The organism is Streptomyces sp. NPDC002499, assembly GCF_053595415.1.
This window is the reverse complement of sequence record NZ_JBSFXO010000013.1, coordinates 26,481-52,083: the sequence shown is the minus strand read 5'-3', so window position 1 is coordinate 52,083 and position 25,603 is coordinate 26,481. Positions and strand designations below refer to the sequence as shown.

Here is a 25,603-nt window from a genome sequence, read left to right as displayed (position 1 = left end):
GGACCGGAGGGTCCCGGCGCGAGACCGGTCCGGGCACCGCCCGCCGCGGGCCACTGCCGCCTCGGCACGGCTCGACGAGCGCGGCGGCCCCGAGGCGGCGCGGCTCGACGGCGGCCCATCGGCGGCGGCACCTCAGCCCGTGAATCCGATCCTGCGCAGCACGTCCGCCGCGTCCCGGTCCAGGAGCACCGCCGAGCCGACGCCCTCGGGCAGGTCGCCGCGCTCCACGGAGCGGATCAGCCGGCCGGCCGCCGTGCGGTGGCGCAGGAAGGCGTAGCGGGAGACACCCCGGCCGCGGTCGCGCTGGCCCGCCAGGGCGGTGCGCGGGGGCACGTCGAGCAGGACCAGGTGCAGGATGCCGCCGCGGCGCCGGGCCTCGCGGGCCAGCCAGCCGCGCACCCAGGCCTGGGTGCCGCAGTCGTGCACGACGACGCCGGCGCCGGCGCGCAGGGCGCGGCCGAGACCGGCGTAGTGGGCGAGGCGGACCAGGGGGCGGTAGACGGCGTACGGCAGGAAGCGGGACGCCCGGGTGTCCCAGCGGTCGCGGGCGTCCTGGGAGTCGATGCGGATGCCCTTGACCGCGCGCCGCATCAGCGTGGACTTGCCGCTGCCGGGCAGGCCGGTGATCACCACCAGGTCGCGGGGGCCGAAGAGCAGGGCGTGCGGGCTGCGGCCCGAGCGGTCGCGCAGGTCGCGGACGACCGGGGCCGGCCGCTCGGCGCAGCGCTCGCGGGCGGGTGCCGGGGCCTGCTGGGGCAGCGCGACGGCCGAGGTCGCCGCGTACGCCGTGGTCCTTGTCACCGTGATCGTCCTCCCTGCCGGGTCAGGAAAGCTTCTCCCCACCGAATGTAAAGAGAAGGTAATCCACGGTGTCTCCCGGTTCCGTTCGGTTCCGGCCACAAGCCTGTTACAGAGCCTGTGCGATGATGTGCGCGCCAACTGCATACCGGCCGTTTGAATCCGCGCGGGAGAGTCCCCGGTCACCTGGGGCGCCGAAGGAGCAAGTCCCTCCCTTGAATCTCTCAGGCCCCGTTACCGCGCGGGCGAGGCACATCTGAAAAGCGGGTCCCCGGTGTTGCCGGTGGCCCCACCCAAGGTGCAAGTCATGTCCCGTGCGGTCATGACGAACCTCTCAGGTTCCGATGACAGATGGGGAGGAACGACCTCGCCGTCATGCCTTGGGAGACTCACGTCCGATGAGCAGCACCGAACCCCGTCACACCGCGCTCGATGCCCTGCATCGCTCGCTGGGCGCGACCATGACCGACTTCGCCGGCTGGGACATGCCGTTGCGCTACGGCTCCGAGCGCGACGAGCACCTCGCCGTACGCACGAAGGCCGGGCTCTTCGACCTCTCCCACATGGGTGAGATCACCGTCACCGGCCCGGAGGCGGACCGGCTCCTGAACTTCGCCCTCGTCGGCAACATCGCCTCCGTCGGCGTCGGCCGCGCCCGCTACACCATGATCTGCCGGGCCGACGGCGGCATCCTGGACGACCTGATCGTCTACCGCCTCGCGGAGACCGAGTTCATGGTCGTCGCCAACGCCTCCAACGCCCAGGTCGTGCTCGACGCGCTGACGGAACGTTCGGCCGGATTCGACGCCGAGGTGCGCGACGACCGGGACGCCTACGCGCTGATCGCCGTCCAGGGGCCGGAGTCCCCCGGCATCCTCAAGTCCCTCACGGACGCCGACCTCGACGGCCTGAAGTACTACGCCGGTCTGCCCGGCACGGTCGCCGGTGTCCCCGCCCTCATCGCCCGCACCGGCTACACCGGCGAGGACGGCTTCGAGCTGTTCGTGAAGCCGGAGCACGCGGTCGAGCTGTGGCAGGCGCTGACCAAGGCGGGCGAGGGCGTCGGCCTGATCCCCTGCGGTCTGTCCTGCCGGGACACGCTGCGCCTGGAGGCGGGCATGCCGCTGTACGGGCATGAGCTGAGCGCCTCGCTCACCCCCTTCGACGCCGGGCTCGGCCGGGTGGTGAAGTTCGAGAAGGAGGGCGACTTCGTGGGGCGCCAGGCGCTGCGCGAGGCCCTCGAGAACCTCAACCACGACGCGCCGCGCGTCCTGGTCGGCCTGGTCGCCGAGGGCCGACGGGTGCCGCGTGCCGGTTACCCGGTCGTCGCCGACGGCCAGGTGATCGGCGAGGTCACCTCCGGCGCCCCCTCCCCCACGCTGGGGAAGCCGATCGCGATGGCCTACGTCGACGCGGCCCACGCGGCGCCCGGCACGGCCGGGGTCGGCGTGGACATCCGGGGCAGCCACGAGCCGTACGAGGTCGTGGCGCTGCCGTTCTACAAGCGCCGGAAGTAACACTTTCCGCAGTGCTCCCCCGCACCTCTTCACCCTTCACCCACACTCCCCCGCGTACAGGAGAATCCAGGCCATGAGCAATCCCCAGCAGCTGCGCTACAGCAAGGAGCACGAGTGGCTGTCGGCCGCCGTGGACGGCGTCGCGACGGTCGGCATCACCGAGTTCGCGGCCAACGCGCTCGGTGACGTCGTCTACGCCCAGCTCCCTGACGTCGGCTCCGAGGTGACCGCGGGCGAGACCTGCGGCGAGCTGGAGTCGACCAAGTCGGTCAGCGACCTGTACTCGCCGGTCAGCGGCGAGGTCACCGAGATCAACGAGGACGTGGTGAACGACCCGTCGCTGGTGAACTCGGCCCCCTTCGAGGGCGGTTGGCTCTTCAAGGTCCGCTACACCGAGGAGCCCGCCGACCTGCTGTCGGCCGACGAGTACGCCGCCGAGACGGCCGGCTGAGGGGTCACAGACGCATGTCCGCACTGAACACGCCCCTGCACGAGCTGGACCCGGACGTCGCCGCCGCGGTCGACGCCGAACTGCACCGCCAGCAGTCCACGCTGGAGATGATCGCCTCCGAGAACTTCGCGCCCGTCGCGGTCATGGAGGCCCAGGGCTCGGTCCTCACCAACAAGTACGCCGAGGGCTACCCGGGCCGCCGCTACTACGGCGGCTGCGAGCACGTCGACGTGGTCGAGCAGATCGCGATCGACCGGGTCAAGGACCTGTTCGGCGCCGAGTACGCCAACGTGCAGCCGCACTCGGGTGCCTCCGCCAACCAGGCCGCCCTGTTCGCGCTGGCCCAGCCCGGCGACACCATCCTCGGGCTCGACCTGGCGCACGGCGGCCATCTCACCCACGGGATGCGGCTGAACTTCTCCGGCAAGCAGTTCGACGTGGTCGCCTACCACGTGGACTCCACGACCGGTCTGGTCGACATGGCCGAGCTGGAGAAGCTCGCCAAGGAGCACCGGCCCAAGGTGATCATCGCGGGCTGGTCGGCGTACCCGCGCGAGCTGGACTTCGCGGAGTTCCGCCGGATCGCCGACGAGGTCGAGGCGTATCTCTGGGTCGACATGGCGCACTTCGCGGGCCTGGTGGCCGCGGGTCTGCACCCGAACCCGGTCCCGTACGCGGACGTCGTCACCTCCACCACCCACAAGACCCTCGGCGGTCCGCGCGGCGGGATCATCCTGGCGAAGAAGGAGTTCGCGAAGAAGCTGAACTCCTCCGTCTTCCCGGGCTTCCAGGGCGGTCCCCTGGAGCACGTGATCGCGGCCAAGGCGGTCTCCTTCAAGGTCGCCGCGAGCGAGGAGTTCAAGGAGCGCCAGCGGCGTACGGTGGAGGGTGCCCGGCTGCTCGCCGAGCGCCTCACCGCGGCCGACGCGCGCGAGGCCGGGGTGAACGTCCTGTCCGGCGGCACCGACGTGCACCTGGTCCTGGTCGACCTGCGGGAGTCCGCCCTCGACGGGCAGCAGGCCGAGGACCGACTTCACGAGGTCGGCATCACGGTCAACCGCAACGCCGTCCCGAACGACCCGCGGCCGCCCATGGTGACCTCGGGTCTGCGCATCGGTACGCCGGCCCTGGCCACCCGCGGCTTCACGGCCGAGGACTTCGCCGAGGTCGCGGACGTGATCGCGCAGGCGCTCAAGCCCGTGTACGACGCCGAGGCGCTCAAGGCGCGCGTGACCGCGCTCGCCGCGAAACACCCGCTGTACCCCGGGCTGTAGTCGGCCCCTCGGGGCACCGCGCACACTGGAAGGTGAGCGCGGTGCCCCACCCCGCACCACCAAGCGTTCTGAGGAGTTCCCGTGGCCATCTCGGTCTTCGACCTGTTCTCGATCGGCATCGGCCCGTCCAGCTCCCACACGGTGGGCCCGATGCGCGCGGCCCGCATGTTCGCGCGCCGGCTGCGCAACGAGGAGCTGCTGGAGTCCGTCGCGTCGGTCCGCGCCGAGCTGTACGGCTCGCTCGGCGCCACCGGGCACGGGCACGGCACGCCCAAGGCGGTGCTGCTCGGTCTGGAGGGCGCCTCACCACGGACGGTGGACGTGGAGGGGGCGGACGAGCGGGTCGAGGCGATCAAGGCGGCGGGGCGGATCCGGCTCCTCGACGAGCACGAGATCCCGTTCTCCTTCGACGACGAACTGGTCCTGCACCGCCGTAAGACCCTGCCCTACCACGCCAACGGCATGACCCTGTGGGCGTTCGACTCCAAGGGCGCCGAGCTGCTGTCGAAGACGTACTACTCGGTGGGCGGCGGCTTCGTCGTCGACGAGGACGCGGTGGGCGCGGACCGGATCAAGCTGGACGACACGGTCCTCAAGTACCCCTTCCGCACGGGCGACGAGCTGCTGCGCCTGACGAAGGAGACGGGCCTGTCGATCTCCGCCCTGATGCTGGAGAACGAGCGCGCCTGGCGCACCGAGGAGGAGATCCGCGCGGGGCTCCTCGACATCTGGCGGGTGATGCAGGCGTGCGTCTCACGCGGCATGGCCCGCGAGGGCATCCTGCCGGGCGGCCTGAAGGTCCGCCGCCGGGCCGCCATGTCGGCCCGCCAACTGCGCGCCGAAGGCGACCCGTTGGCGCACGCGATGGAGTGGATCACGCTCTACGCGATGGCCGTGAACGAGGAGAACGCGGCGGGCGGCCGGGTCGTGACCGCCCCGACCAACGGCGCCGCCGGCATCATCCCGGCCGTCCTGCACTACTACATCAACTTCGTGCCCGGCGCCGACGAGGACGGCGTGGTGCGCTTCCTGCTCGCGGCCGGCGCGATCGGCATGCTCTTCAAGGAGAACGCCTCCATCTCCGGCGCCGAGGTCGGCTGCCAGGGCGAGGTCGGCTCCGCCTGCTCGATGGCGGCCGGCGCCCTGGCCGAGGTCCTCGGCTGCTCCCCCGAACAGGTCGAGAACGCGGCCGAGATCGGCATGGAGCACAACCTCGGCCTCACCTGCGACCCCGTCGGGGGCCTCGTCCAGATCCCCTGCATCGAACGCAACGGCATGGCCGCGGTGAAGGCGGTCACGGCGGCGCGGATGGCGATGCGGGGGGACGGCTCGCACAAGGTCTCCCTCGACAAGGTCATCAAGACCATGAAGGAGACCGGGGCGGACATGAGCGTGAAGTACAAGGAGACGGCCCGGGGTGGGCTCGCGGTGAACATCATCGAGTGCTGAGGCGTCGAGGCCGCCGAGCCGCACAGCGCCCGCCCCGCGCGCAGGGCGGGCAGGACATTCAGCGCCAGCCCAGCTCCGGTGCCACCTGGGTCAGGATGCTCTCCAGCACATGGGCGTTGTAGTCGACCCCGAGCTGGTTCGGGACGGTGAGCAGGAGGGTGTCCGCGGCCTGGATGGCCTCGTCCTCCTGGAGCTGCTTCACCAGCACGTCCGGCTCGGCGGCGTACGAGCGGCCGAAGATCGCCCGGGTCTTGTCGTCGATCATGCCGACCTGGTCCCGCGAGTTGCGGTCGCGGCCGAAGTAGGCCCGGTCCATGTCGTCGGTGAGGGCGAAGATGCTGCGGCTGACGGACACCCGCGGTTCCCGCGTGTGGCCCGCCTCCTTGTACGCCTCGCGGTACGCCTCGATCTGCTTGCGCTGCTGGACGTGCAGCGGCTCGCCCGTCTCGTCGTCCTTCAGCGTGGAGCTCTGCAGGTTCATCCCCAGCTTCGCGGCCCAGACGGCGGTCGCGTTCGAGCTGGAGCCCCACCAGATCCGCTCGCGCAGCCCCTCGGAGTACGGCTCGACGCGCAGGAGTCCCGGCGGGTTGGGGAACATGGGCCGCGGGTTCGGCTGCGCGAAGCCCTCGCCCTCGATCACCTTGAGGAACGCCTCGGCATGCCGGCGGGCCATGTCCGCGCCGGTCTCCCCCTCCTCGGGGGCGTAGCCGAAGTAGCGCCAGCCGTCGATCACCTGCTCCGGTGAGCCACGGCTGATGCCGAGCTGGAGTCGGCCGCCGGAGATCAGGTCGGCCGCGCCCGCGTTCTCCGCCATGTACAGCGGGTTCTCGTAGCGCATGTCGATCACGCCGGTGCCGATCTCGATCTTCGAGGTCCGCGCGCCGATGGCCGAGAGCAGCGGGAACGGGCTGCCCGCCTGCTGCGCGAAGTGGTGCACGCGGAAGTACGCGCCGTCCACGCCCAGCTCCTCGGCGGCGACCGCCAGATCGATGGACTGGTGCAGGAAGTCGGCGCCGGACCGCGTCTGGGAATGCGGACTCGGCGACCAGTGACCGAACGAGAGGAAACCTATCTTTTTCACGCAGGCCAAAGCGTCCGGTGGCCCCGTTTGATTCCCCCACCAGGACGACGGTGCGGCGGCCGTCGGGGAGGCGGGGGCTGAGGGTGAACCGGAGGGGCCAAGGACCCAAAACGTTTTGCCCCCCACAGAAGCGGCACGCACGCTGCCCGGACGGGATCCCGTCCGGGCAGCGTGGCATCGGTGACTCGACGTGGTGGCCCCGGCTAGTGGTGACCGCCGCGTCGGCCCGCCAGCCGGTGGACCGCCGTGATCAGCGTGTCCACCTCCTCGTGCGTGTTGTAGAAGGCGAACGACGGACGGACCGTGGCCTCCAGCCCGTACCGGCGCAGGATCGGCTGCGCGCAGTGGTGGCCCGAACGCACCGCGATTCCCTCCTCGTTGAGGGCGGTGCCGACCTCGGCGGGCTCGTAGCCGTCCAGGACGAAGGACGCGATGCTCGCCTTGTTCGGGGCCGTGCCGATCAGCCGGAGTCCGGGCACCCCGCGCAGGCCCTCGGTGGCGTGTTCGAGCAGGGTGTGCTCGTAGGCGGCGATGTTCGGCAGGCCGATGCGCTCGACGTAGTCGATGGCCGCGGCGAGCCCCACCGCGTCCGCGATGTTGCCGGTGCCGGCCTCGAAGCGGCCCGGCGGAGGCTGGTAGCTGGACTTCTCGAAAGTGACGTCGGTGATCATGTTGCCGCCGCCCTCCCACGGAGGCATGTCCTCGAGGACCTCGCGCTTGGCGTAGAGCACACCGATCCCCGTCGGCCCGAACAGCTTGTGCCCGGAGAAGACCAGGAAGTCCGCGTCCAGCGCCGTGACGTCGATCGGCAGGTGCGGGACGGACTGCGCCGCGTCGACGAGGACCCGTGCGCCGGCCCGGTGCGCACTCTCGATGATCTGCTCGACCGGTACGACGGTGCCGAGCGCGTTGGAGAGCTGGGTGACCGACACCAGCTTGGTGCGGTCGGACAGCAGCGCGGTGTACTCGTCGAGCAGCACCTGTCCGTCGTCGTCGACCGGGATCACCTTGATCACCGCGCCGGTCTGCTGCGCGATCATCTGCCAGGGCACGATGTTGGCGTGGTGCTCCAGGTGGGAGAGCACGATCTCGTCGCCCGCGCGGAGGTTCTTGGGCCCCCACGCCTTGGCGACCAGGTTGATCGCCTCGGTGGTGCCCCGGACGAACACGATCTCCTTGGCGGAGCCCGCCCCGACGAACCGGGCGACGGTGTTCCTGGCGCCCTCGTACGCGTCCGTCGCGCGGGCCGCCAACTCGTGTGCCGCACGGTGGATGTTGGAGTTCTCCCGCGAGTAGAACTCGACCAGCCGGTCCAGCACCGCCTGCGGTTTCTGCGTGGTCGCGGCGTTGTCCAGCCAGATCAGCGGACGCCCGTTGACCAGCTCGGACAGGATCGGGAAGTCCCGCCGCACCGCGTGCACGTCGAACGCCGGGTGCGGGTCGACCGGCAGCCCCTCCGGTGCGCCGGGTGCGTCGGGCACGCCCGGTACGCCGGGTTCCCGGAGGAAGTAGTACGGCGTCGCCGTGGCCGTCGGCGCCGCGGACTCGAAGAGGGGCGGCAGGGGCGGCAGCCCCAGGTGCCCGAAGCCGGGCAGCTCCGGCGGCTGGGCGGGGAAGCCGGGTGCCTCGGTGAGGAAGTAGTACGGCCCGGAGGGAGCGGGGGCCACGGGTGGGGCCGGCACCTCCGGGGTGGGGCCGGCGAGGCCGGGCGCGGTCGCCGCGAACGTGGCCGGGGCGCTGGTCGGGGGCGGCCCGGAAGGCGGGCTCATTCCGGCGGTCGGCGCCGGAGGGGGCGGGTCCGCGGCCGGCAGGCCGGTGGGCGCGGGCCACTCCGATCGGACCGGCAGACCGGTCGGCGTCGGCCATTGCGTCGGGGCCGGCGCGCTGTGCGGGGGGCCCGAAGGCCCTTGCGCGTGACCGTCGGGGAGCGGAGCCGGGTGGCCGTCGATGGCCGGGGTCGGGTGGCCGTCGAGGGCCGGGGATCCCGTGTCCGTACCCAGGTCGGCGCCCGTGTCCGTCGGCTGCCCGGGGAGGGCTCGGAAGAACTCCCCGGCCAGCCTGCTCAGCGTCTCCTCGTCCGGCAGCCACGCCGGGGCGGATCCGTTATCGGTGGGTGAGGGCGTGGTCATGGCTACAGGTAACTCGGGGCGTAGTCATGGAACTTGTCCACCTCGACGTCGTCGAGCACCGCGAGCGCGTCCTCGGTGAGCACCGCGAGAGAGCAGTACAGGGAGATCAGATAGGAGGCGATGGCGCTGCGGTCGATCTGCATGAAGCGGACCGAGAGACCCATCCCCTGCTCTCCCGAGAGCCCGGGCTGGAAGAGTCCGACCACTCCCTGGCGCGACTCACCGGTGCGCAGCAGCAGGAACTTCGTCTTCCCGTTCTCCAGCGGGACCTTGTCGGAGGGGATGATCGGCAGTCCGCGCCAGGTCAGGAACTGCGAGCCGAACATGCTCACCGTGGCCGGCGGCACACCGCGCCGGGTGCACTCCCTGCCGAACGCGGCGATGCCCTCCGGGTGGGTGAGGAAGAAGGCCGGCTGCTTCCACACCTTGGTGATGAGGGCGTCCAGGTCGTCCGGCGTCGGCGGCCCGGCCATCGTGGAGATCCGCTGCCCGTCGGCGACACTGGCCAGCATCCCGTAGTCCGGGCTGTTGATCAGCTCGCCCTCCTGGTGCTCCTTCACCGCCTCGATGGTCAGCCGCAGCTGCTGCGCGGTCTGGTTGTGCGGGCTGGAGTACAGGTCGGCGATCCGGGTGTGCAGGTCGAGGACCGTCTGGACGGCCTTGAGCCGGTACTCCCGGGGCTCCGGCGAGTAGTCGACGAAGGTGTCGGGCAGCGGGGACTCGTCGTAGTTGTCGCACTCGATCTGCACCGACTCGGGGTGAACGACCCTGTTCACCCGGTAGATGCCGGCCTCGACCGGGACCCAGGACATCAGGTGCACCAGCCAGCGAGGCGTGATGGAGGACATCTGCGGAACGGTCTTGGTGGCGTTCGCCAGGGTCCGCGCCGCGCGGTCGCCCACCGACATCGATCGCGACGGCGAGCTCACAGCCTTGGCCATGGAGCGTCTCCTTTCCGTGTTCCGCGCCCGAGGGCCGGGCACGAATGGGGGTGAGAACGCCGACAGGACGTGCGCGGTCGAACTCACTCGCACCAACTATCGATTCACCCTCGCAGTGGCCCCGGTAGCGGTCCAATGCGTGTTTTCGAGGCTTTCATCGACGCGGGCTATCATTCGCGCATGATCGACCTGAGTCGGCTGCGTGTGCTGGTCGCCGTCGCCCGTGAGGGGTCGATCACGGCGGCCGCGGAGTCGCTGCACTACGCCCAGCCGTCGGTCAGCCATCAGCTCGCCAAGCTCGAGGCCGAGGTCGGCGTGCCGCTGTTGCAGCGGATGGGGCGCGGTATCCGGCTCACCGACGCCGGCCGGCTCCTGGTGGACCGCGCCGAGTCGATCCTCGCGCAGGTCGAGTCGGTGCACGCCGAACTGGACGAGCTGGCCGGACTGCGCACCGGCCGGGTCCGGCTGGCCGCCTTCCCCTCGGCCCTGGCCACGCTGGTGCCGCTCGCGGCGGCCCGTATCTCCGCCGAGCATCCCGGCATCGAGCTCATCCTGCGCGAGGCCGAACCGCCGGACGCGCTCAGCGCCCTGCGCAACAACGACGTCGACGTGGCGCTGATCTTCGAACACGGCGACCCGCCCGCACGCGACCGCCGCGACACGACCATGACACCGCTGCTCGAAGAGCCGTTGTACATGGTCACGCCGGCCGACCGCTCCTGGGACGGGCCCCGCGCGGAGCTGGCCACCTATACGGGAACCCGCTGGATCGCCGGGTGCGAGCGCTGCCGCGAGCATCTCGTCGCGTCCTGCGGACGGGCCGGGTTCACGCCGGTCGTGGAGTTCGAGACCGATGACTACGTCGCCGTACAGGCGCTCGTCGCGGCCGGTCTCGGCGTGAGCCTGCTGCCCGGCCTGACCCTGCTCGCCAACCGGCACCCCGGGGTCAGACTCGACCGGATCGCCGGCATGCGCAGACACGTGGTGGCCGCGGTGCACGGCAAACCACCGGCCTCGCAACCCGCGCAGGTCCTCCTCGACGCCCTCAACGCGACGCTCTCCGAACCGGAATGGCCGGCCTGACGACTCAGCGATGGACGCGCAGGACGTCCTCGTCGTGGGGGTCGACGCTCACGTGATACCCGGCCGCGGTCAGGGTCTGCGTCCAGCGGCCCGGCTCCGTGGCGGGGTCGAGGGCTTCCGGCGCCCCGGGTTCGCCGGGCTCGTCCGGCTCGTCGGCCTCGCAGAAGTACACCTCGGACGGTTCGCCGTCCCGGCCCGCGTCGACGACGAAGCCGTCGTCCCAGCGGTCGTGCTCGCGGTGGCCGGCCAGGCGCAGCAGATCGCGGATCGCGTCGGCGGGTGTCGCGTCGGCGGGTGTCCCGGCGGCGGCTCGACCGGGGGTGTGCAGCAGGGACCGGCCGGCCTCGGCCGCCTTCAGGATCACTCTGGTGTCCAACTCCCGGAAGTCGGGGTCGAGGGCGCGCAGGGCCCGGGTCGAGCGCGTGCCGAGTCCCGGCAGGATCGTGCCCTGGAGGTCGCAGACGTACCCCGCCCAGCCGTTGACCTGGACCGTCGCCGGGTCCGCGACTCTCAGGAAGTTGCCGGCGACGGCGAGTTCGGCGCGGAGGCCGCCGTGGAACTCGGTCAGGTGCTGGTCGGTCAGCACGACCTCGGCACGGGCGTCCCCCTTGATGACGGTGCGGCCGTGGTTGTAGACGCCGGCGAGGGTCTGCGTCACGTCGAGGTCCCCCTCGACCAGGATCTCGCTGCCGGCCGTGACGAAATTCTTGGCCCGTACGTCGCCGCGCACCAGGAGGAACGGGCCGAAGTCCCACTCCCAGTTGGTGATCCAGTCGGTGACGGTGAGGTCCCCGTCGACCACCACGCCCAGGAACATGTCCGGTCGGGTCTTCGCCAGCCCGGACCAGGAGTCGAGGTGGGAGAAGTCGAGCGGCAGTTTCTCCAGGGTGGTGTCCCCGTCGAGGAGGACGACCTCGGCGTCGGCGTTCGCTCCGAGGTGGAACAGGGCCCGGACGCCGAACCGCTCGTCGGCCTCGTCCAGCGGAACCGCCCTCATGTGCCGCACGTCGTCGTTCCCTTCATGGAATCCGGTCCTGCCCGGACAGGCGGATCATGCGCTGTTCAGGAACGGTAGACCAGCCCCGGCCGGGGGTCGGCGGGCGAGAGGTCGCGGTGGCCGTCGGCCAGGACGACCGGGGCGTGACGGTTTCGGGCGGACCGACCCCGGTCCGCGGGACCGGTTGAGGACTAAGGTGAAGTGCGGACGTCCCAGACCCTGGCGGTTCGTCGTACATCGACACAGATGGTCCGGGAGCGGATGTTCCGTCCGTGGCCCGGCGCATCCCCGGAAGGAATCGGACGGGTCCGCCGACCTGTGCCACAGGCTGTCGGCCCGGCTCTCGTTCCGCCTCCACGTCCGTTCCCGGATGGTCCTCCGAACCGAGGCGTCATGCCCTTCCCGCAGCTCACCGTCCACCGCCATGACCGTAGGCAGCGGGCCCTGATCACCCTGGCCGGTGAGATCGACCTGACATCGGCCCCGCTGGTGCGCGCGGCACTCGCGCAATGTCTGCGCGAGGGTGTCCGCACCATCGACGTCGACCTCACCGCCACCTCGTTCTGCGACTGCAGCGGCCTCAACGTCTTCCTGTACGCCGCGCAAGGGGTCACCGCGGCGGGCGGGACCCTGCGACTGCACCACCCGCCACCCACACTCGGCCTGATCCTCTGCCTCACCGGCTCCGGATTCCTGCTCCTCGGCGAGGAGTTCGGCCCACCGACGTCCGTCCTCGCGGGCGACGTGCGGTGACCCGGCGGGAGGCGCTCGCGCACGACGCCCGCGGGGGTGGGACCAGGAGTCCCGCTCGGTAACTCCGTTCAGCGGCGCGCCAGTTGGCGTTCGCCCGCCGCGCCGGGCTGGTAGGACAGGCCGTAGTGCTTGAAGATCGCTTCCTCCGCCTCGGCAGGCAGCACGTCGTCGGTGCCGATCGACGGGGCCTGCTTCACCAGCGCTCGGGCGTAGCCGACCCGGACGTAGTCGGGCCCGACGGTCGCGTCGGCCAGCGGGACGAAGATCAGCCGGTGCCGGGTGGGCAGGCCGATCCGTACCGTGGCCATGGCCGGTTCGTCGGTCCTGGTGCTCACGTACACGGCCTCCAGCACGCCGATCTTGTGCGACTCCTCGTCCACGACATCCCGGTCGCGCCACTCTCTGACATCGGCTGCGTGAATCATGGTGTTCCCCTTCCGGACGGTTCCTGGGCGGGTACCCGCTCGCACCCTCGGTCCTCCGCGTAGAGCCGCCGCAGCGCACGCCGCAGGCCCCGCCGCATCAGGCGCGGGAGCGGCTCGCCCTCCCAGGCGGCGACCAGGGCCACGGCCACGTCCTGCAGGTCGGTATTGCACTGCCGTGCGACGTCCGCGAGCAGGTTCCTGGCCGGTACGCGGCCGCAGGGGGCCAGGGCCATCACCATGCCGCAGGCCATGTCGACGTCCTGGCCCGCCCGGTCGTCCGCCGCCGAGGGCTCGGCCCGCGATCCCCACCAGCTCTTGGGAAGCATGGCTGTGCGCTGCACGTCATCCACCTCTCGCGTCGTCCGGCCGTCGGCCGCGCGGTTCGCGACCCTCTCGGTCGCGGCGCCCCTGTCTTTCCCGGTACCCCCTGAAATCGGAACCACCGCCCCGGACCGGTCTCGGTCCGCCGCCTCACGGGGCGGTCACGTCGGAACTGCTCAGCGCACCGTCGCCCGACGGTACGGACGACGCCGAGGTCTCGGGGGTGGGGCTGGACTCGGGACTGGAACCCTCGCCGGCCCCGGAACCGGATTCGGAGTCCGAACCGGAGTCGGACCCGGTCTCCGGCGTCGCGCTCGCGTCCGGCACCGCCGAGCGGCCGGGCTGCGGCGTCATACCGCCGGAGGTACCCGGGGTGAGGCTCGGCCCGGGCGTGGGGTGGGAGTCGCCGGCCGAGCCGCCGCCCACCGACGTGCCCTTGCCCGGCTCGCCCTTGACCACGGCCGACACCGGCTTGCCCGCGATCAGCTCCACCGCGGTCACGGTGACCATCGCCAGCGCGAACACCAGGCCCGTGGCCAGGGCGTACTTCTTCCAGCCGAAGTTCTTCCAGGCGAAGGCGTCGCGCCGGGAGCCGCCCCGATAAGTGGTGACCGTCTCGCCCTCGGGGGCCGCGAAGGACGGTTCCGCGCCGGCGGCCGGGGCGCCCGGCGGTGCCGCGAACGCCGCCCGGGCGTCCGCGCGCACCTGCGCCCGCTCCTCGGTCGGCGTTCTCGGCACCCCCACCAGCGGCACCCGGTTGCGGATCTCCTCCCCCGTCCGCCGGAAGGCGTGCTGGAAGACCGCCGCGCCGGTGGTGGCGCTGGTACTGACCACGGCGGCGCCGATGATCGTCCCGGTCACCCCCAACAGGGAGGCCAGGAACGCCCCCACCACGGTCGCGAGCGCACTCGCCGCCACCTGCACGGCGGTCAGGTCGAGCACCTTGCGCTTCGGCTCGTGCCCCTCGCCCTCCCTTTCCCCTGTTGCCTCTTTCTCTTCTTCCTTGCGATTCCCCACCGATGTCCCTCAACGTCCCTTGACAGCAATGCAGCCAAGGGGACGACTGCCCCTTCGGTGGTGTTTAACCTGCGACCAGAGTCACAACCCGTGCCATCTCGGCCACAGTTGACACTCTGTCTACACATACGGGCGCTCGGTGCGCCTTCGGATCATGTCGTCCGCGGTCGCGCGCAGGGCGAGCCGGCGCGGGTAGACGGCCTCCAGGAGCGGCCCCGTCATCGCGGTGGTCAGCAGGGCCATCACCACCATCAGCGAGTACAACCGCTCGTCCAGGATGCCGAGTTGGCGGCCGACACTGAGGATGATCAGCTCGGTGAGGCCGCGGGTGTTCATCAGGACGGCGAGGGCCGAGGAGATACGGCGGTCGAGGCCGACGGCGAAGGCGCCCGCGTACGCGCCGACGAGCTTGCCGCCCGTCGCCACCAGCAGGATCAGCGCCAGTTGGCCGAGGTCGGACCAGCCGAGCCCGGACAGGTCGACCTGAAGACCGGCGACCAGGAAGAAGACCGGGAGCAGCAGCACGTTGTTGACCAGGCCGACCCGCTCGCGCAGGTCGGCACGGAGCCGCTCCGAGCCCGCGCGCGGGACGACGGCCCCGAAGAGGAACGCGCCGAAGATGAAGTGCAGCCCCATCCACTCGGTGGCCGCCCCCGAAAGCAGCAGCCCGGCGAACACCGTCGCGAGCAGCACCGCGGCCGGCGGCGCGGTCGCCGCCGGCCGGGTCAACAGCCGCCCGAGCAGCCGTCGTACGGGATGGAGCATGAGCAGCAGGTACGGCAGGAAGAGCAGCGCCCGCTCGGGGTGGCCGCCCGGTGCGACGACCGCCACCACCACGGCGAGCAGCGACCAGGCCAGGACGTCGGCGACGGCCGCGCAGCACAGGGCGAGTGCGCCGAGCGGGGTGCGGTGCAGGTCCCGGTCGGTGAGGATCCGCGCCAGGACCGGGAACGCGGTGATGGACATGGCGACGCCCATGAAGAGGACGAATCCCGTGTGGTTGTCGGTCGGGTGGCTGTCCAGCAGATAGGCGCCGAGTGCCATGCCCAGGCCGCACGGCAGCAGGAGCGAGGCCAGCGAGACCGAGGCGGCGATCCGGCCGGTGCCGCGGACCAGGGTGCGGTCGAACTCGAGGCCGACCAGGAACATGAAGACGGCGACGCCGACATCGGCCAGCGCGGTCAGGAACGGCCTGATGTCGGCGGGCAGCAGCGCGTCGGTCAGGGCGCCGCCGAACAGGGTCGGGCCGAGGAGGATGCCGGCCAGGATCTCGCCGATCACCGGAGGCTGGCCGAATCTGCGGGCCAACTGCCCCAGCAGCCCTGCCGAGATGATGACGACGGCCAGACCGGTCAGCAGGGCGGTCGCTTGGGAGGAGGTCATGGCGGAGCGAGCTCCTTAGGCCGGGGGCCACGACGCCGACGGGCGTTCAGCCGCCCACCCATTCGACCGGGCGCTCCGGCCCGGACACCAGCCCGCACCGTACGAAGCTGTCGATATAACGGATCTGCATAGCGGCCACCCGGTCTGTGGGGCATCATCAACTTCCGTCCCCCCATTCACACTTCAGGGAGCCCCCACATGCTCCGCGGCATAGATGTCAGCGCGTACCAGTCCGCCACCTACGACACGGACGGCCTCTCCTTCGTCTTCATCAAGGCCACGGAGGGCCGCAGTTACGTCAACCCGAGGCTCTCCGCCCAGACCACGCACGCCCGCGAGGCAGGTCTGGTCGCCGGCTTCTACCACTTCCTGTGGCCCGGCAACCTCACCGCCCAGGCCGAGTACTTCGTCAAGCACGCCCCGGAGAAGGCCGGCGACATCCTCGCCGTCGACTGGGAACGCAACGGCGAGGGCACCCACGCGAGCAACGCGGAGAAGGACAGCTTCATCCGCAAGGTGAAGGAACTGCGGCCCCACAACCGGGTCCTGCTCTACTGCAACCGCGATTTCTGGCTGAACGTCGACACCACGTCCTACGCCGGTGACGGTCTCTGGATCGCGGACTACGTCACCGCCGCCAAGCCCCGAATCAAGGCCAAGTGGCGCTTCCACCAGTACACCAGCGACCCGGTCGACAAGGACGTGGCCGACTTCGCCGACAAGGCCGCGCTGAAGGCGTGGGCGAAGGTCGGCTGACCGCCGTCGCTCAGCTCCGGAAGTCGGCCGGGCGCTCCGGGCTCGCCTCGGCCAGTGCCTTGGTGACCGCCTCGATGTCTCCGCGCAGGCCGTAGACCGGGGTGCCCGGCTGCTGGTGCCAGGAGTCGTCGAGGCCGCCCGCGTCGACGGTGTCGAAGCCGATTTCGTCGATCAGTGCCCGGATCTTCGCCTTGGCCGCCTCGTCGTCGCCGGCGACCGGGAGCGCGAGGCGGTCGGGGTCGCCGGCCGGGCGGTGCCGGTCCAGGATGTCGGCGGCGTAGGTGCCGTTGAAGGCCTTCACGACCGGGCCGCCGACGTGGCGTTCCGTCCAGCGGCTCTCGGTCAGGCCGTCGTCCTCGATCTCGGCGATCCGGCCGTCGCGGCCGGGGTAGTAGTTGCCGGTGTCGAGGACGACATGCCCGTCGGCCGCCCCGTCCAGCACTCCGGCCGGCAGCTTCGGTACGCCCTTCAGCGGGATCGTCACGACGACGATCTCGGCGCCGCGGGCGGCCTCCTCGACGGGGACCGGGGTCGCGCCGGTCTCCTCGGCCAGCGTCGTGAGGGTCTGCGGGCCACGGGAGTTGGCCACGGAGACGTCGTGCCCGAGGGCGGCCAGCCGCCGGGTGAGGTTGCCGCCGATGTTGCCCGCTCCGATGATGCCGATCTTCATGACATGCCCTTCCGCAGTTGATGCACATGCATACGTCTGGGTGGCATCAACCCCGTGGCTCCCGGTGCTATTCCGCCGGCTGCGGCGAACGGGTGACGGCGGCCCATGACGAGGGGGCCGGTCCGCAACCGGACCGGCCCCCTCGTTCAGGTCACGCGCTCAGGTCGCGCGCCCGGGTCACTTGTTCAGGTGCGCCCAGAACTCGTCGAAGGACAGGACCTTGTCACCGTTCAGGTCACGGCTCTTGATGATCACCTCGGCGACCGACTCGGTGACGTTCCAGTCACCTCCCTGAGCGAGGGCGGTCTTGAACTCGGCGGCGGTGATGAACCCGTCACCGTCCGTGTCGATCCGCTGGAAATGCTTGCGTGCTTCCTCGATGTCCGCCACCGGATCCGCCCCTTCGTAACGCGCTACTGCTTGTTGACGCAGGCCAGATTAACCGGCCGCGCGAGCCCGCAGTGCGGCGACCACCCACGCGAACTCCTCCCGGTGCGCCGCCGCGGGCGTCCCGCCCTTCACCGTGGACAGCAACTCCCGGTACCGGGCGAGCCGGTCGTTGGACACCGACTCCATCCGTTCCAGTACGACGGCCGGGTCGCCGCCGTCCCCCAGCACCTCCCGCAGGATCCCCTCGGCCTCCGGCGACTCGGGGGCGATGCCCCGCGCCCTGGCCTCCGCGCCCAGCTGCACCAGCCGCATGGGGAACCACGTGGACCGCCCGCGGACGGCGACCCGGTCCTGGTCCGACGCGTTGAACTCCATCACCTGCCGCATCTGCGCCCGGAACTCCGGGTCCTGGACCATCTCGGCCAGCTCCACCCAGGCGTCCACCTGCTCGGGGGTCGGATCGTCCGGCAGATCCACCGCGATGGAGCGCATCCGCTCCTCGATGGCCGGATCCACCTGGTCGAGCCCGTGGAACAGCTCGTCCACGAAGTCCTCCATGATCCGCCTCCGCTCGGCCGCCGACAGCCGTGCCAGCTTGTTCATCAGGGTCATCTCCTCTGCGGTCGAACCGCGTCGCGCCACGGACGACAGCACCGCACGGGTCACCTTCAGGGACCGGATCTGCGCGTCCAGCGCCAGCACATGCGCCGCCGCGACCTCCGCGACCGTCGTCTCACCGGCCAGCACCTTGCGCACGTCGTCCAGACCGAGGCCCAACTCGCGCAGCGTGCGGATCAGTTCGAGACGGGCGGCGCACTCGGCGTCGTAGAGCCGGTAGCCGCCGGCGGAGCGGGTCACCGGGGTGAGCACGCCCTCGTCCGACCAGTAGCGGATGGTGCGCACGGTGAGTCCGGTGGCTCTGGCCAGTTCTCCGATGGTGAGAAGTCCGGTGCCGTCGTACGGGGGGTCTGGGGGGTCTCCCCCCGGTTGGAACAGCATGTCTGGGAGTCTGGGCCTTCCAGTGGGTGGAGACTCAAGGAGCGCGGCGATGGAGACCTTGCGGGACATTCTCGACTCGGCGGCCCGTGGTGTCTTCCCGCCGGCGGACGGCGGTACGACGGTGGTGCCCCAGGCGTCCGAGCGGGACGCGGGCGTGCTCGCCTTCACCGCGCACGCGGTGGTCTTCACGGACGAGGACCCGCGCTGGGTCCGCGACACCCTGGCCGCCGTGGCGTGCGACGCGCTCGCGGCACCGATGAACCCGCGCTTCCTGACCGCGCTCCTGGAGCGGACGGGCCGGACGGCCGAGACCATCGACGCGATGCTCGTCGGCTCCCCGCTGCCCGGCGAACCACCGCTCCCGCTGACGGAGATCACCGACGGCGACCATCCGCGCATCGTGTACGCCCGTGGCCGGCGCGACGACGTGCGCGCGTGGACGGCGGAGGGCGGGGTCCTGGTCATGGGGCGCGGGATCGCCGGCCGCCTCGAGGTCTCGGTCGAGGTGGACGATGCGGTACGACACCGGGGGCTGGGGCGGCAGTTGGTGACCGCCGCCCGTCATCTCGTCACGGAGCCGTTGTGGGCGCAGGTCGCACCGGGGAACGCCCGCAGCATGCGGGCGTTCCTGGCGGCCGGTTATCTGCCGGTCGGCGCGGAGGCGCTGTTGCTGCCCGCCCGCCGCAACTGACCTTGCCTCAGCGGAAGATGCCGGTGTGGCCGAGCGAGTAGCGGCCCGGTTGCGGGTAGACGGCGAGGCCGTGCGGGCCGCTGCCGACCTTGACGCGGGCCAGTTGGTGGCCGGTGCGGGTGTCGACGGCGTACACCTCGGAGTTGTAACGGCCGGACAGCCACAGGACTTTGCCGTCGGCCGAGACGCCGCCCATGTCGGGGCTGCCGCCGTCGGGCAGGTGCCACTTCTTGGTGAGCTTGTTCTCGGTGAAGTCGAAGATGGAGATGGTGCCCTCGCCGCGGTTGGAGACGTACATCTCGCGCGAGTCCCGGCTGACGTAGAGGCCGTGGCAGCCCTTGCCGGTGTGCAGGAAGGACGGTTTGCCGAACGTGTCGCCGTCCAGGACCCACATGCCGTCGGCCATCATGTCGGCGATGTAGAACTTCCGGCCGTCCGGGGCGATCTTGACGTCCTGCGGCATCGCGCCGTCGAAGGGTAGTTTCTGTTGCCCGACGACCTTCATCTTCTCGGTGTCGACCTTGAGGAGTTCGCCGCTGAACTCGCAGGAGACGATGAAGTAGCGGCCGTCCAGGGAGAAGTCGGCGTGGTTGACGCCGTAGCAGCTGACCGGGACGGTCTTCATGCGCTTCATGGTGTGCGCGTCGCGGAAGACGAGTTCGCGGTCGAGGGAGGCCATGACGACGGCGTACTTGCCGTTCGGCGTGAAGTAGAGGTTGTACGGGTCGTGCACGTCGACCGTCTTGCCGGCTTTTCCGGTCTTCGGGTCGATGGGGGTGAGGGTGTTGCCCCGGTCGTTGTTGACCCACAGCGTCTTCAAGTCCCAGGAGGGCACGACGTGTTGGGGCTGGGCGCCGACCGGGATGGTCTCGACGACCTTGTACGTCTTGGGGTCGATGACGGAGACCGTGTTGGAGTTGGTGTTGGGGACGTAGACGCGGGACGGGAAGTCCTTGACCACCGGGGAGAGTCTGCCTGGGCGGTCAGCCGCGTAGACGTCCTTCGGGTCGAGGACCGGTGGCATGCCGGGCAGTCCCTGGACGACGTCCTTCTTCGCCGCCTTGGCGGGCGGGAGCGCGGCCTTGGTGCCGAGGGCCTCGTTCTCGTGACCGCGGGTGCCGGTGCCGCAGGCGGCGAGGCCGACGAGCGCGGCGGCGACGAGAAGGGTGCGGGTGAGGTGGGTCCGGGTGGTCGGAGTGCGGGTGATCGCGGTGCGGTGCATCAGCTGAACAGCTCCGTCGTGGTCACCGCGGTCAGGCCGCGGCGGTCGAGTTCTTCCAGTACGGCGGGGAGGGCGGCGACGGTGTCCGGGTAGCCGAAGTGCAGGCTCACCACGGAGCCGGCGCGGACCTCGCCGAGGACCTGGCGGGTGACGGCGGCTGCGCCGGGCCGCGTGTAGTCGAGCGAGTCGACGTCGTAGGACAGGACGTGCGGGTAGCCGGCGCGAGCGGCGAGGCGGGTGACCTGGGGCGAGGCGCGGGGTGCGCGGGAGGGGCGGAACCAGGTGCCGATCGATCCCGTGAGGCGCTTGAGGCGGTCTGCGCAGGCGGTGATCTCGGCGAGGGCGTCGGCCTCCGACATGGCGTTGATGTCGAGGTGGCGCTGGGTGTGGTTGCCGAGGTCGTGGCCGCCGTCGAGGATGCGGCGGGCCAGGTCGGGGTGGGCGTCCAGCCAGGTGCCGACGGCCAGCACGGTGACGTGGGCGCCGTGCCGTTCGGCCTCGGTGAGCAGGCTGCGGGCGATGGCGGGGTCGCCCTGGCCGTGGAAGGTGAGGGCGACGCGGGGGTGGGTGCGGGGGCCGTGGGTGAGCTGGGCGGGGAGGCCGGGGTAGTGGCGAGGGGTGGGAGCGGGTGCGGGCTTGGCGTGCGTGGAGGTGGGGGCGGGGTGGGCGACGGCGCCGGTTGCTGCGCAGCCTGTGGTGAACGCGCCTGCGGCGAGGAGGCGGAGGGCCGTCCGGCGGTTGGTCGGGGTCACCGGACCATTTAAGGGCGACGGGACGGGAAAACCGCCCATTTACCCGGTTGGCACCCTTTACGGGTCGCCCCTCGGTCAGCGGTCCGCGACCCTCATCTCGAACCAGGTCGTCTTGCCGCGGGGCAGCAGGTCGACCCCCCAGCGGTCGGAGAGTTTGTCGACCAGGAACAGTCCGCGGCCGCTGATGTCCGTTTCCTGGACCGGCATCAGGCAGGGGAGGCCTCGTGACGGGTCGCGGATCTCGACGCGGATCCAGCCTCGGCGGCGGCGCATGCGGAGGCCGAAGACCCGGGCGCCGGTGTGGCGGACGGCGTTGCCGACGAGTTCGGAGACCAGGAGGACCGCGTCCTCCGTCAGCTTCGGGGTGAGTCCCCATTGGCGCAGGACGACCACCTGGGCCAGGCGGCGCGCCGTCGCGGCGGACTCGGGACGGGACGGCAGGGGGACCTCGGCCTCGGTCGGGTTTCCGAACAACTCCAGCGCCTTCAGCGCCCGTTCGTCCTCGACCGCGGGCGACCAACGCGCCGCGGTCGCACGGCCGTTTCCCCGCGGCTGTTCCATGCCCTCCAGCCCCGCCATGACCCCATCATGGCCGCCGGGCCCGTCCTCCGGGGCCGTTCCGCTGGAATACGCCCCCCGGAATCCACCGCTCCGATTAGGGCGTTCGGCATATGTCACAGGCAGTTCGGGTGTCTTGACGGCCCGTCTGATCTGCGGTGACGGCTCTGCTGGAGGCAATCGACGGACTCCCTCGACAAGACAGATTTAAGGTTGCATTAAGGCTCCCATAAACCGCCCCATCGAGGGACCCGAATCAGACACCGCGTCAATTGCAAGGGGTTCAGAGGAACTTTGCCTTGCCGGGACCCTCCTCCACGAAGCTCCGCATCCCCCGCTCCCGGTCCTCCGTGGCGAACAGGCCCGCGAACCAGTTCCGTTCGACCGCGAGCCCGGTCTCGATGTCCGTCTCCAGGCCGGTGTCGATCGACTCCTTCGCGGCACGCAGCGCGAGCGCGGGGCCCTGCGCCAGCTTCGCCGCCCACGTGTGCGCGGCGGTGTACACCTCGTCGGCCGGCACCACCCGGTCCACCAGACCCAGCGTCAACGCCTCGTCCGCCTTGACCATGCGGCCCGTGAAGATCAGGTCCTTCGCCCTGGACGGGCCGATCAGCCGGGCCAGGCGCTGGGTGCCGCCCGCGCCCGGGATCAGACCGAGCAGGATCTCGGGCTGGCCGAGCTTGGCGTTGTCGGCGCAGATCCGGAAGTCCGCGCAGAGCGCGAGCTCGCAGCCGCCGCCCAGCGCGTACCCCGTCACCGCCGCGACCACCGGCTTGGGGATCCGGGCCACCGCCGTGAACGAGTCCTGGAGCGCACGCGCCCGCAGGATCATCCCGGTGTGGTCCATGTTCTGCATCTCCTTGATGTCCGCCCCGGCCGCGAACACCTTCTCCCCGCCGTAGATCACCACGGCCCGTACGTCCTCGCGCCGGGTCGCCTCCTCCGCCAGTTCCTTGAGGCGGTCCTGCGTGGCGACGTCCAGCGCGTTCATCGGCGGGCGGTCGAGACGGATCGTGCCGACGCCCTCGGCGACTTCGAGATTCACGGTCATGCCAGCAGGTTAACCGGCGCTAACGACAAGGGGCCCGGTGCTGTGGGTCACAGCACCGGGCCCCGAACGTCTCCGGAGGAACGTCTCTAGGAGAGCGTCACGACGTCCACTTCGCCCACGACATGTTCCAGCCGTTGAGCCCGTTGTCGGGCGCCACGGTCGCGTCGTTGGAGTTCTTCACGACCACGACGTCACCGAGGATCGAGTGGTTGAAGAACCACGCGGCCGACACGGTCTTGCTCCAGCCGCCCTTGACGTCCTGGAGGCCGATGCAGCCGTGGCTGGCGTTGTAGTTGCCGAAGGCGCCGCCGCCCCAGTAGTTGCCGTGGATGAAGGTGCCGGAGTCGGTCAGCCGGGTGGCGTGCGGGACGTCCTTGATGTCGTACTCGCCGCCGTAGCCGACCGTCTCGCCGTTCATCCGGGTCACTTCGAGCTTCTGGCTCATGACCATCTGGCCGTTCCAGGTGTCGTAGCCGGGCTTGCCGGTGGTGACCGGGATGGTCTTGATGGTCCTGCCGTCCTGCGTGACCTTCATCGTGTGCTTCTTGGCGTCCACGACGGAGACCTGGTTGCGGCCGATGGTGAACTTGACCGTCTTGGACTGCTTGCCGTAGACGCCCGACCGGCCCTCGACGCCGTCGAGGTCGAGCTTGACGGTGACCTTGGTGCCGGACTTCCAGTACTTCTCGGGACGGAAGTCGAGGCGGTCGTTGCCGAACCAGTGGCCCTCGACGTCGACGGCCGGCGAGGTCGTGATGGTGATCGCCTTCTTCACGTCCTCCGGGTTGGTGATGCCCCGGGTGAAGCGGACCGAGAACGGCATCCCGACGCCGACGGTGGAGCCGTCCTCGGGCGTGAAGTTGCCGATGAAGGTGTTCGCCGGGGTCAGCGTCGTGAAACTGGAGTCCTCGGCGGCGACCCGGCCCTTGGCGTCCTTGGCGACCGCGTGCACCGAGTACTTGGTGGCCGCGGCCAGGTGCGTGGAGGGCGTCCAACTCGCCCCGCCGGCAGCGATCTTGCCGGATATCTCGGTGCCCTTGGCGTCCTTGACCTCGACCTGCGTCAACGTGCCCTTGCTGGCGCTGATCTTCAGAGCGCCACTGGTGTCGACGGACTTCGCGCCGTCCTTCGGGGCGATCGCGACGACCGCCTCCGACTGCTTGGTCTCCGCGGTGCTCGCCGCGTCCTTGCCCTTGCTGTCCCCCGACCCCGAACCGGAGTCCGATCCTCCTCCGCCACACGCGGTGAGAGTCACCAGCAGCACTCCAAGAACCAGCGCCGGCAGTTTTCTGCTCCCACGTCCGCGTGCGTCAACCGACGCCCCCGATATCGGCCGCACGTTCAACTCGTTCTCCCCTCGCCGGGCCTGGTCAGGCCCGCACCCCGGCGCGTCCGACGCGCACATTGGCGCATATTAACTGCAAGGTTTTGGGGAAGTTGTGAGCCGAAGGTCACCGTTCAGTAGCAACATCGCCCTTCGCCCGCTTCCCCGACGCGCTCCCCCCGTCCCGGCCCCTCACCGGGTCACTTGAGCGCACTGCCCGCTTTCCACTCCTTCCAACCCATGTTCCACCCTCCGAGCCCGTTGTCGGGAGCGACCTTTTTGTCATCGCTGTGGACGACCTCGACGACGTCCCCGATCAGGCTGCGGTCGAAGAACCAGCCCGCGGGGGTGTCGGAGCCGCCGCCCTTCACGTCCCTGAGCCCCACGCACCCGTGGCTGACGTTGACGCGTCCGGGAGCGCTGGGCGCCCAGTAGTTGCCGTGCAGGAAGGTGCCGGAGTCGGTCAGGCGCATGGCGTGCGGGACGTCGGGGATGTCGTACTCGCCACCGAAGCCGACCGTGCGGCTGTTCATGCGGGTCACGTCGAGCATCTCGGTCACCACCATCTTGCCGTTGTAGGTGGTGGTCTTCGGCGCCCCGGCCGTGATGGGCACGGTGGCCAGCAGCTCGCCGTCCCGCCGCACCTGCATGGTGTGCCGGGCCGCGTCGACCAGCGAGACCTGGCTGCGGCCGACGGTGAAGGAGAACGTCTTGTACTGGAGCCCGTAGACCCCGCTCGCGCCCTCGACGTCACGCAGCCGCAGGGAGACCGTGACCCGGGTGCCGGGCTTCCAGTACTTCTCGGGGCGGAAGTCGAGACGGTCCTTGCCGAACCAGTGCGGGCGGATCTCGGTGGCCGGACGGGAGGTGACGTGGACGGCGCGCTCGACGGCGGCACGGTCGTCGATCTCCCGGTTGAACTCCAGGGAGACGATCATGCCGGTGCCGACCGTGGAGCGGTTCTCGGGGGTGACGTACCCGATGAAGCGCTCGTCGGGGACGTACGTGGTGAAGGTGGTGTGCCGGGCCGAGCGGCGGCCGTGGCCGTCCAGGGCGACCGCGTCGACCGTGTACTTGGCGGCAAGGGCGAGCCTGGGTTCGTCGGGTTCCCAGCGCAGGCCGTCGTCGGAGATGTGCCCGGCGACCTCCGACTCCTGCGCGTCCTGCGCCTTGACGACCCGCACCGACTCCAGGCGCCCGCTGGGCACCCGTACGCGAAGGGTCTCCTCGGGGGTCACGCCCTTGCTCGCGTCGTCCGGGGAGACGCGGATGACGTCCTCGGGAGCGGGTGCCTTGCCGAAGGCCCCGCCGATGTCGATGCCGCCGTCGGGGTCCGCGGAGCAGCCGGCGGCTCCGGCCAGCAGTCCTGCCCAGGTCAGTAGGGCGGCCAGCGCGGCCCCCGCGCGCCGTGCGCGCCCGTGTGCATGCCTCACGGCGTGACAACGACAGGGGTCGCCAAGGGAAACGTGAGTGCGACGCAAGCTCTGGGCAGAACAGTGGGGAGGACGACAGGAGAGGGCACGTCCGGTCGGGACGCCGTACGCCCCTTTCCCTGTCGTCCCACGAGCCGT

At 70.7% G+C, this 25,603-nt stretch carries 26 protein-coding genes and 2 riboswitches; of the genes, 8 read left to right on the top strand and 18 right to left on the bottom strand.

The annotated features are described in order from the left end of the window. Positions 1 to 132: 132 nt before the first annotated feature. The gene (locus ACWD5F_RS33605; RefSeq protein ID WP_401723091.1) at positions 133 to 807 is read right to left on the bottom strand and encodes an AAA family ATPase; all 675 of its coding nucleotides are present in this window, start codon (positions 805 to 807) and stop codon (positions 133 to 135) included. 148 nt (positions 808 to 955) lie between these two features. Next, positions 956 to 1,048: riboswitch (glycine riboswitch) on the top strand. Next, positions 1,049 to 1,159, top strand: a riboswitch (glycine riboswitch). 37 nt (positions 1,160 to 1,196) lie between these two features. Here ACWD5F_RS33605 and gcvT point away from each other — a divergent pair. The 4 genes from gcvT (at position 1,197) to ACWD5F_RS33585 (ending at position 5,489) form a co-directional block, all read left to right on the top strand. Further along, the gene (gene gcvT / locus ACWD5F_RS33600; RefSeq protein ID WP_451260160.1) at positions 1,197 to 2,315 is read left to right on the top strand and encodes a glycine cleavage system aminomethyltransferase GcvT; all 1,119 of its coding nucleotides are present in this window, start codon (positions 1,197 to 1,199) and stop codon (positions 2,313 to 2,315) included. A 73-nt stretch (positions 2,316 to 2,388) separates the two neighbouring features. Further along, the gene (gene gcvH / locus ACWD5F_RS33595; RefSeq protein WP_123997595.1) at positions 2,389 to 2,766 is read left to right on the top strand and encodes a glycine cleavage system protein GcvH; all 378 of its coding nucleotides are present in this window, start codon (positions 2,389 to 2,391) and stop codon (positions 2,764 to 2,766) included. A gap of 14 nt (positions 2,767 to 2,780) precedes the next feature. Then, on the top strand, positions 2,781 to 4,040 hold the full coding sequence (glyA, locus tag ACWD5F_RS33590; RefSeq protein WP_451260159.1) for a serine hydroxymethyltransferase: 1,260 nt from the start codon (positions 2,781 to 2,783) through the stop codon (positions 4,038 to 4,040). A gap of 81 nt (positions 4,041 to 4,121) precedes the next feature. Beyond that, a complete protein-coding gene (locus tag ACWD5F_RS33585) occupies positions 4,122 to 5,489 on the top strand; it encodes an L-serine ammonia-lyase (RefSeq protein ID WP_451260158.1) in 1,368 nt (455 codons plus the stop codon). A gap of 58 nt (positions 5,490 to 5,547) precedes the next feature. Here the strand turns inward: ACWD5F_RS33585 and ACWD5F_RS33580 are convergent, their stop codons facing one another. The 3 genes from ACWD5F_RS33580 to ACWD5F_RS33570 form a co-directional block, all read right to left on the bottom strand. Continuing rightward, a complete protein-coding gene (locus ACWD5F_RS33580) occupies positions 5,548 to 6,570 on the bottom strand; it encodes an LLM class flavin-dependent oxidoreductase (protein ID WP_451260157.1) in 1,023 nt (340 codons plus the stop codon). Positions 6,571 to 6,773: 203 nt separating this feature from the next. After that, positions 6,774 to 8,699: a family 2A encapsulin nanocompartment cargo protein cysteine desulfurase gene (locus ACWD5F_RS33575; RefSeq protein WP_451260156.1), complete on the bottom strand. Its 1,926-nt coding sequence runs from the start codon at positions 8,697 to 8,699 to the stop codon at positions 6,774 to 6,776. Positions 8,700 to 8,701: 2 nt separating this feature from the next. Beyond that, entirely contained in the window at positions 8,702 to 9,640 is a 939-nt protein-coding gene (locus ACWD5F_RS33570) for a family 2A encapsulin nanocompartment shell protein (protein WP_451260155.1), read from the bottom strand. A 180-nt stretch (positions 9,641 to 9,820) separates the two neighbouring features. On the opposite strand from ACWD5F_RS33570, the gene ACWD5F_RS33565 reads away from it, so the two are divergent. Next, on the top strand, positions 9,821 to 10,723 hold the full coding sequence (locus ACWD5F_RS33565) for a LysR family transcriptional regulator (RefSeq protein ID WP_451260154.1): 903 nt from the start codon (positions 9,821 to 9,823) through the stop codon (positions 10,721 to 10,723). 4 nt (positions 10,724 to 10,727) lie between these two features. Here ACWD5F_RS33565 and ACWD5F_RS33560 read toward each other — a convergent pair whose 3' ends face one another. After that, a complete protein-coding gene (locus tag ACWD5F_RS33560; protein WP_451260153.1) occupies positions 10,728 to 11,729 on the bottom strand; it encodes a hypothetical protein in 1,002 nt (333 codons plus the stop codon). A 384-nt stretch (positions 11,730 to 12,113) separates the two neighbouring features. Between ACWD5F_RS33560 and ACWD5F_RS33555 the strand changes: the two genes are divergently transcribed. Beyond that, a complete protein-coding gene (locus ACWD5F_RS33555; RefSeq protein WP_451260152.1) occupies positions 12,114 to 12,473 on the top strand; it encodes an STAS domain-containing protein in 360 nt (119 codons plus the stop codon). A 68-nt stretch (positions 12,474 to 12,541) separates the two neighbouring features. Here ACWD5F_RS33555 and ACWD5F_RS33550 read toward each other — a convergent pair whose 3' ends face one another. The 4 genes from ACWD5F_RS33550 to ACWD5F_RS33535 all read right to left on the bottom strand — a co-directional run bounded on the left by ACWD5F_RS33550 (position 12,542) and on the right by ACWD5F_RS33535 (position 15,619). Next, entirely contained in the window at positions 12,542 to 12,898 is a 357-nt protein-coding gene (locus ACWD5F_RS33550) for a PRC-barrel domain-containing protein (RefSeq protein ID WP_401722461.1), read from the bottom strand. Next, positions 12,895 to 13,239, bottom strand: coding sequence for an ANTAR domain-containing protein (locus ACWD5F_RS33545; RefSeq protein WP_451260151.1), 345 nt, complete (start codon positions 13,237 to 13,239; stop codon positions 12,895 to 12,897). The genes ACWD5F_RS33550 and ACWD5F_RS33545 overlap by 4 nt, the downstream gene beginning before the upstream one ends. Positions 13,240 to 13,369: 130 nt before the next feature. Further along, positions 13,370 to 14,236 (bottom strand): hypothetical protein, encoded by an 867-nt coding sequence (locus ACWD5F_RS33540; RefSeq protein WP_451260150.1) that lies wholly within the window; start codon positions 14,234 to 14,236, stop codon positions 13,370 to 13,372. A gap of 120 nt (positions 14,237 to 14,356) precedes the next feature. Further along, positions 14,357 to 15,619 (bottom strand): cation:proton antiporter, encoded by a 1,263-nt coding sequence (locus ACWD5F_RS33535; protein WP_451260149.1) that lies wholly within the window; start codon positions 15,617 to 15,619, stop codon positions 14,357 to 14,359. Between the two features lie 198 nt (positions 15,620 to 15,817). Between ACWD5F_RS33535 and ACWD5F_RS33530 the strand changes: the two genes are divergently transcribed. Next, positions 15,818 to 16,375, top strand: a complete 558-nt coding sequence (locus tag ACWD5F_RS33530) for a glycoside hydrolase family 25 protein (protein WP_451260148.1) — start codon at positions 15,818 to 15,820, stop codon at positions 16,373 to 16,375. A gap of 10 nt (positions 16,376 to 16,385) precedes the next feature. Here ACWD5F_RS33530 and ACWD5F_RS33525 read toward each other — a convergent pair whose 3' ends face one another. Genes ACWD5F_RS33525 through ACWD5F_RS33515 form a run of 3 tightly spaced genes read right to left on the bottom strand, consistent with a single transcriptional unit; the run spans position 16,386 to position 18,434 of the window. Continuing rightward, positions 16,386 to 17,195 (bottom strand): NADPH-dependent F420 reductase, encoded by an 810-nt coding sequence (locus ACWD5F_RS33525; RefSeq protein WP_451260346.1) that lies wholly within the window; start codon positions 17,193 to 17,195, stop codon positions 16,386 to 16,388. Positions 17,196 to 17,222: 27 nt separating this feature from the next. Further along, positions 17,223 to 17,435 (bottom strand): EF-hand domain-containing protein, encoded by a 213-nt coding sequence (locus ACWD5F_RS33520; RefSeq protein WP_123997625.1) that lies wholly within the window; start codon positions 17,433 to 17,435, stop codon positions 17,223 to 17,225. Positions 17,436 to 17,483: 48 nt separating this feature from the next. After that, entirely contained in the window at positions 17,484 to 18,434 is a 951-nt protein-coding gene (locus ACWD5F_RS33515) for a helix-turn-helix domain-containing protein (protein ID WP_451260147.1), read from the bottom strand. Positions 18,435 to 18,483: 49 nt separating this feature from the next. On the opposite strand from ACWD5F_RS33515, the gene ACWD5F_RS33510 reads away from it, so the two are divergent. Continuing rightward, positions 18,484 to 19,125, top strand: a complete 642-nt coding sequence (locus ACWD5F_RS33510) for a GNAT family N-acetyltransferase (protein ID WP_451260146.1) — start codon at positions 18,484 to 18,486, stop codon at positions 19,123 to 19,125. Positions 19,126 to 19,132: 7 nt separating this feature from the next. Here the strand turns inward: ACWD5F_RS33510 and ACWD5F_RS33505 are convergent, their stop codons facing one another. From ACWD5F_RS33505 to ACWD5F_RS33480, 6 genes are all read right to left on the bottom strand, one after another. Next, on the bottom strand, positions 19,133 to 20,347 hold the full coding sequence (locus ACWD5F_RS33505; RefSeq protein WP_451260145.1) for a YVTN family beta-propeller repeat protein: 1,215 nt from the start codon (positions 20,345 to 20,347) through the stop codon (positions 19,133 to 19,135). Continuing rightward, on the bottom strand, positions 20,347 to 21,099 hold the full coding sequence (locus ACWD5F_RS33500) for a polysaccharide deacetylase family protein (protein ID WP_401722434.1): 753 nt from the start codon (positions 21,097 to 21,099) through the stop codon (positions 20,347 to 20,349). The genes ACWD5F_RS33505 and ACWD5F_RS33500 overlap by 1 nt, the downstream gene beginning before the upstream one ends. A 75-nt stretch (positions 21,100 to 21,174) precedes the next feature. Beyond that, the gene (locus ACWD5F_RS33495; RefSeq protein ID WP_401722431.1) at positions 21,175 to 21,678 is read right to left on the bottom strand and encodes an ATP-binding protein; all 504 of its coding nucleotides are present in this window, start codon (positions 21,676 to 21,678) and stop codon (positions 21,175 to 21,177) included. Between the two features lie 262 nt (positions 21,679 to 21,940). Next, on the bottom strand, positions 21,941 to 22,708 hold the full coding sequence (locus ACWD5F_RS33490; RefSeq protein ID WP_451260144.1) for an enoyl-CoA hydratase/isomerase family protein: 768 nt from the start codon (positions 22,706 to 22,708) through the stop codon (positions 21,941 to 21,943). 97 nt (positions 22,709 to 22,805) lie between these two features. Continuing rightward, entirely contained in the window at positions 22,806 to 24,053 is a 1,248-nt protein-coding gene (locus ACWD5F_RS33485) for a L,D-transpeptidase (RefSeq protein ID WP_451260143.1), read from the bottom strand. A gap of 179 nt (positions 24,054 to 24,232) precedes the next feature. Continuing rightward, positions 24,233 to 25,465, bottom strand: a complete 1,233-nt coding sequence (locus tag ACWD5F_RS33480) for an Ig-like domain-containing protein (RefSeq protein ID WP_451260142.1) — start codon at positions 25,463 to 25,465, stop codon at positions 24,233 to 24,235. Positions 25,466 to 25,603: the final 138 nt, after the last annotated feature.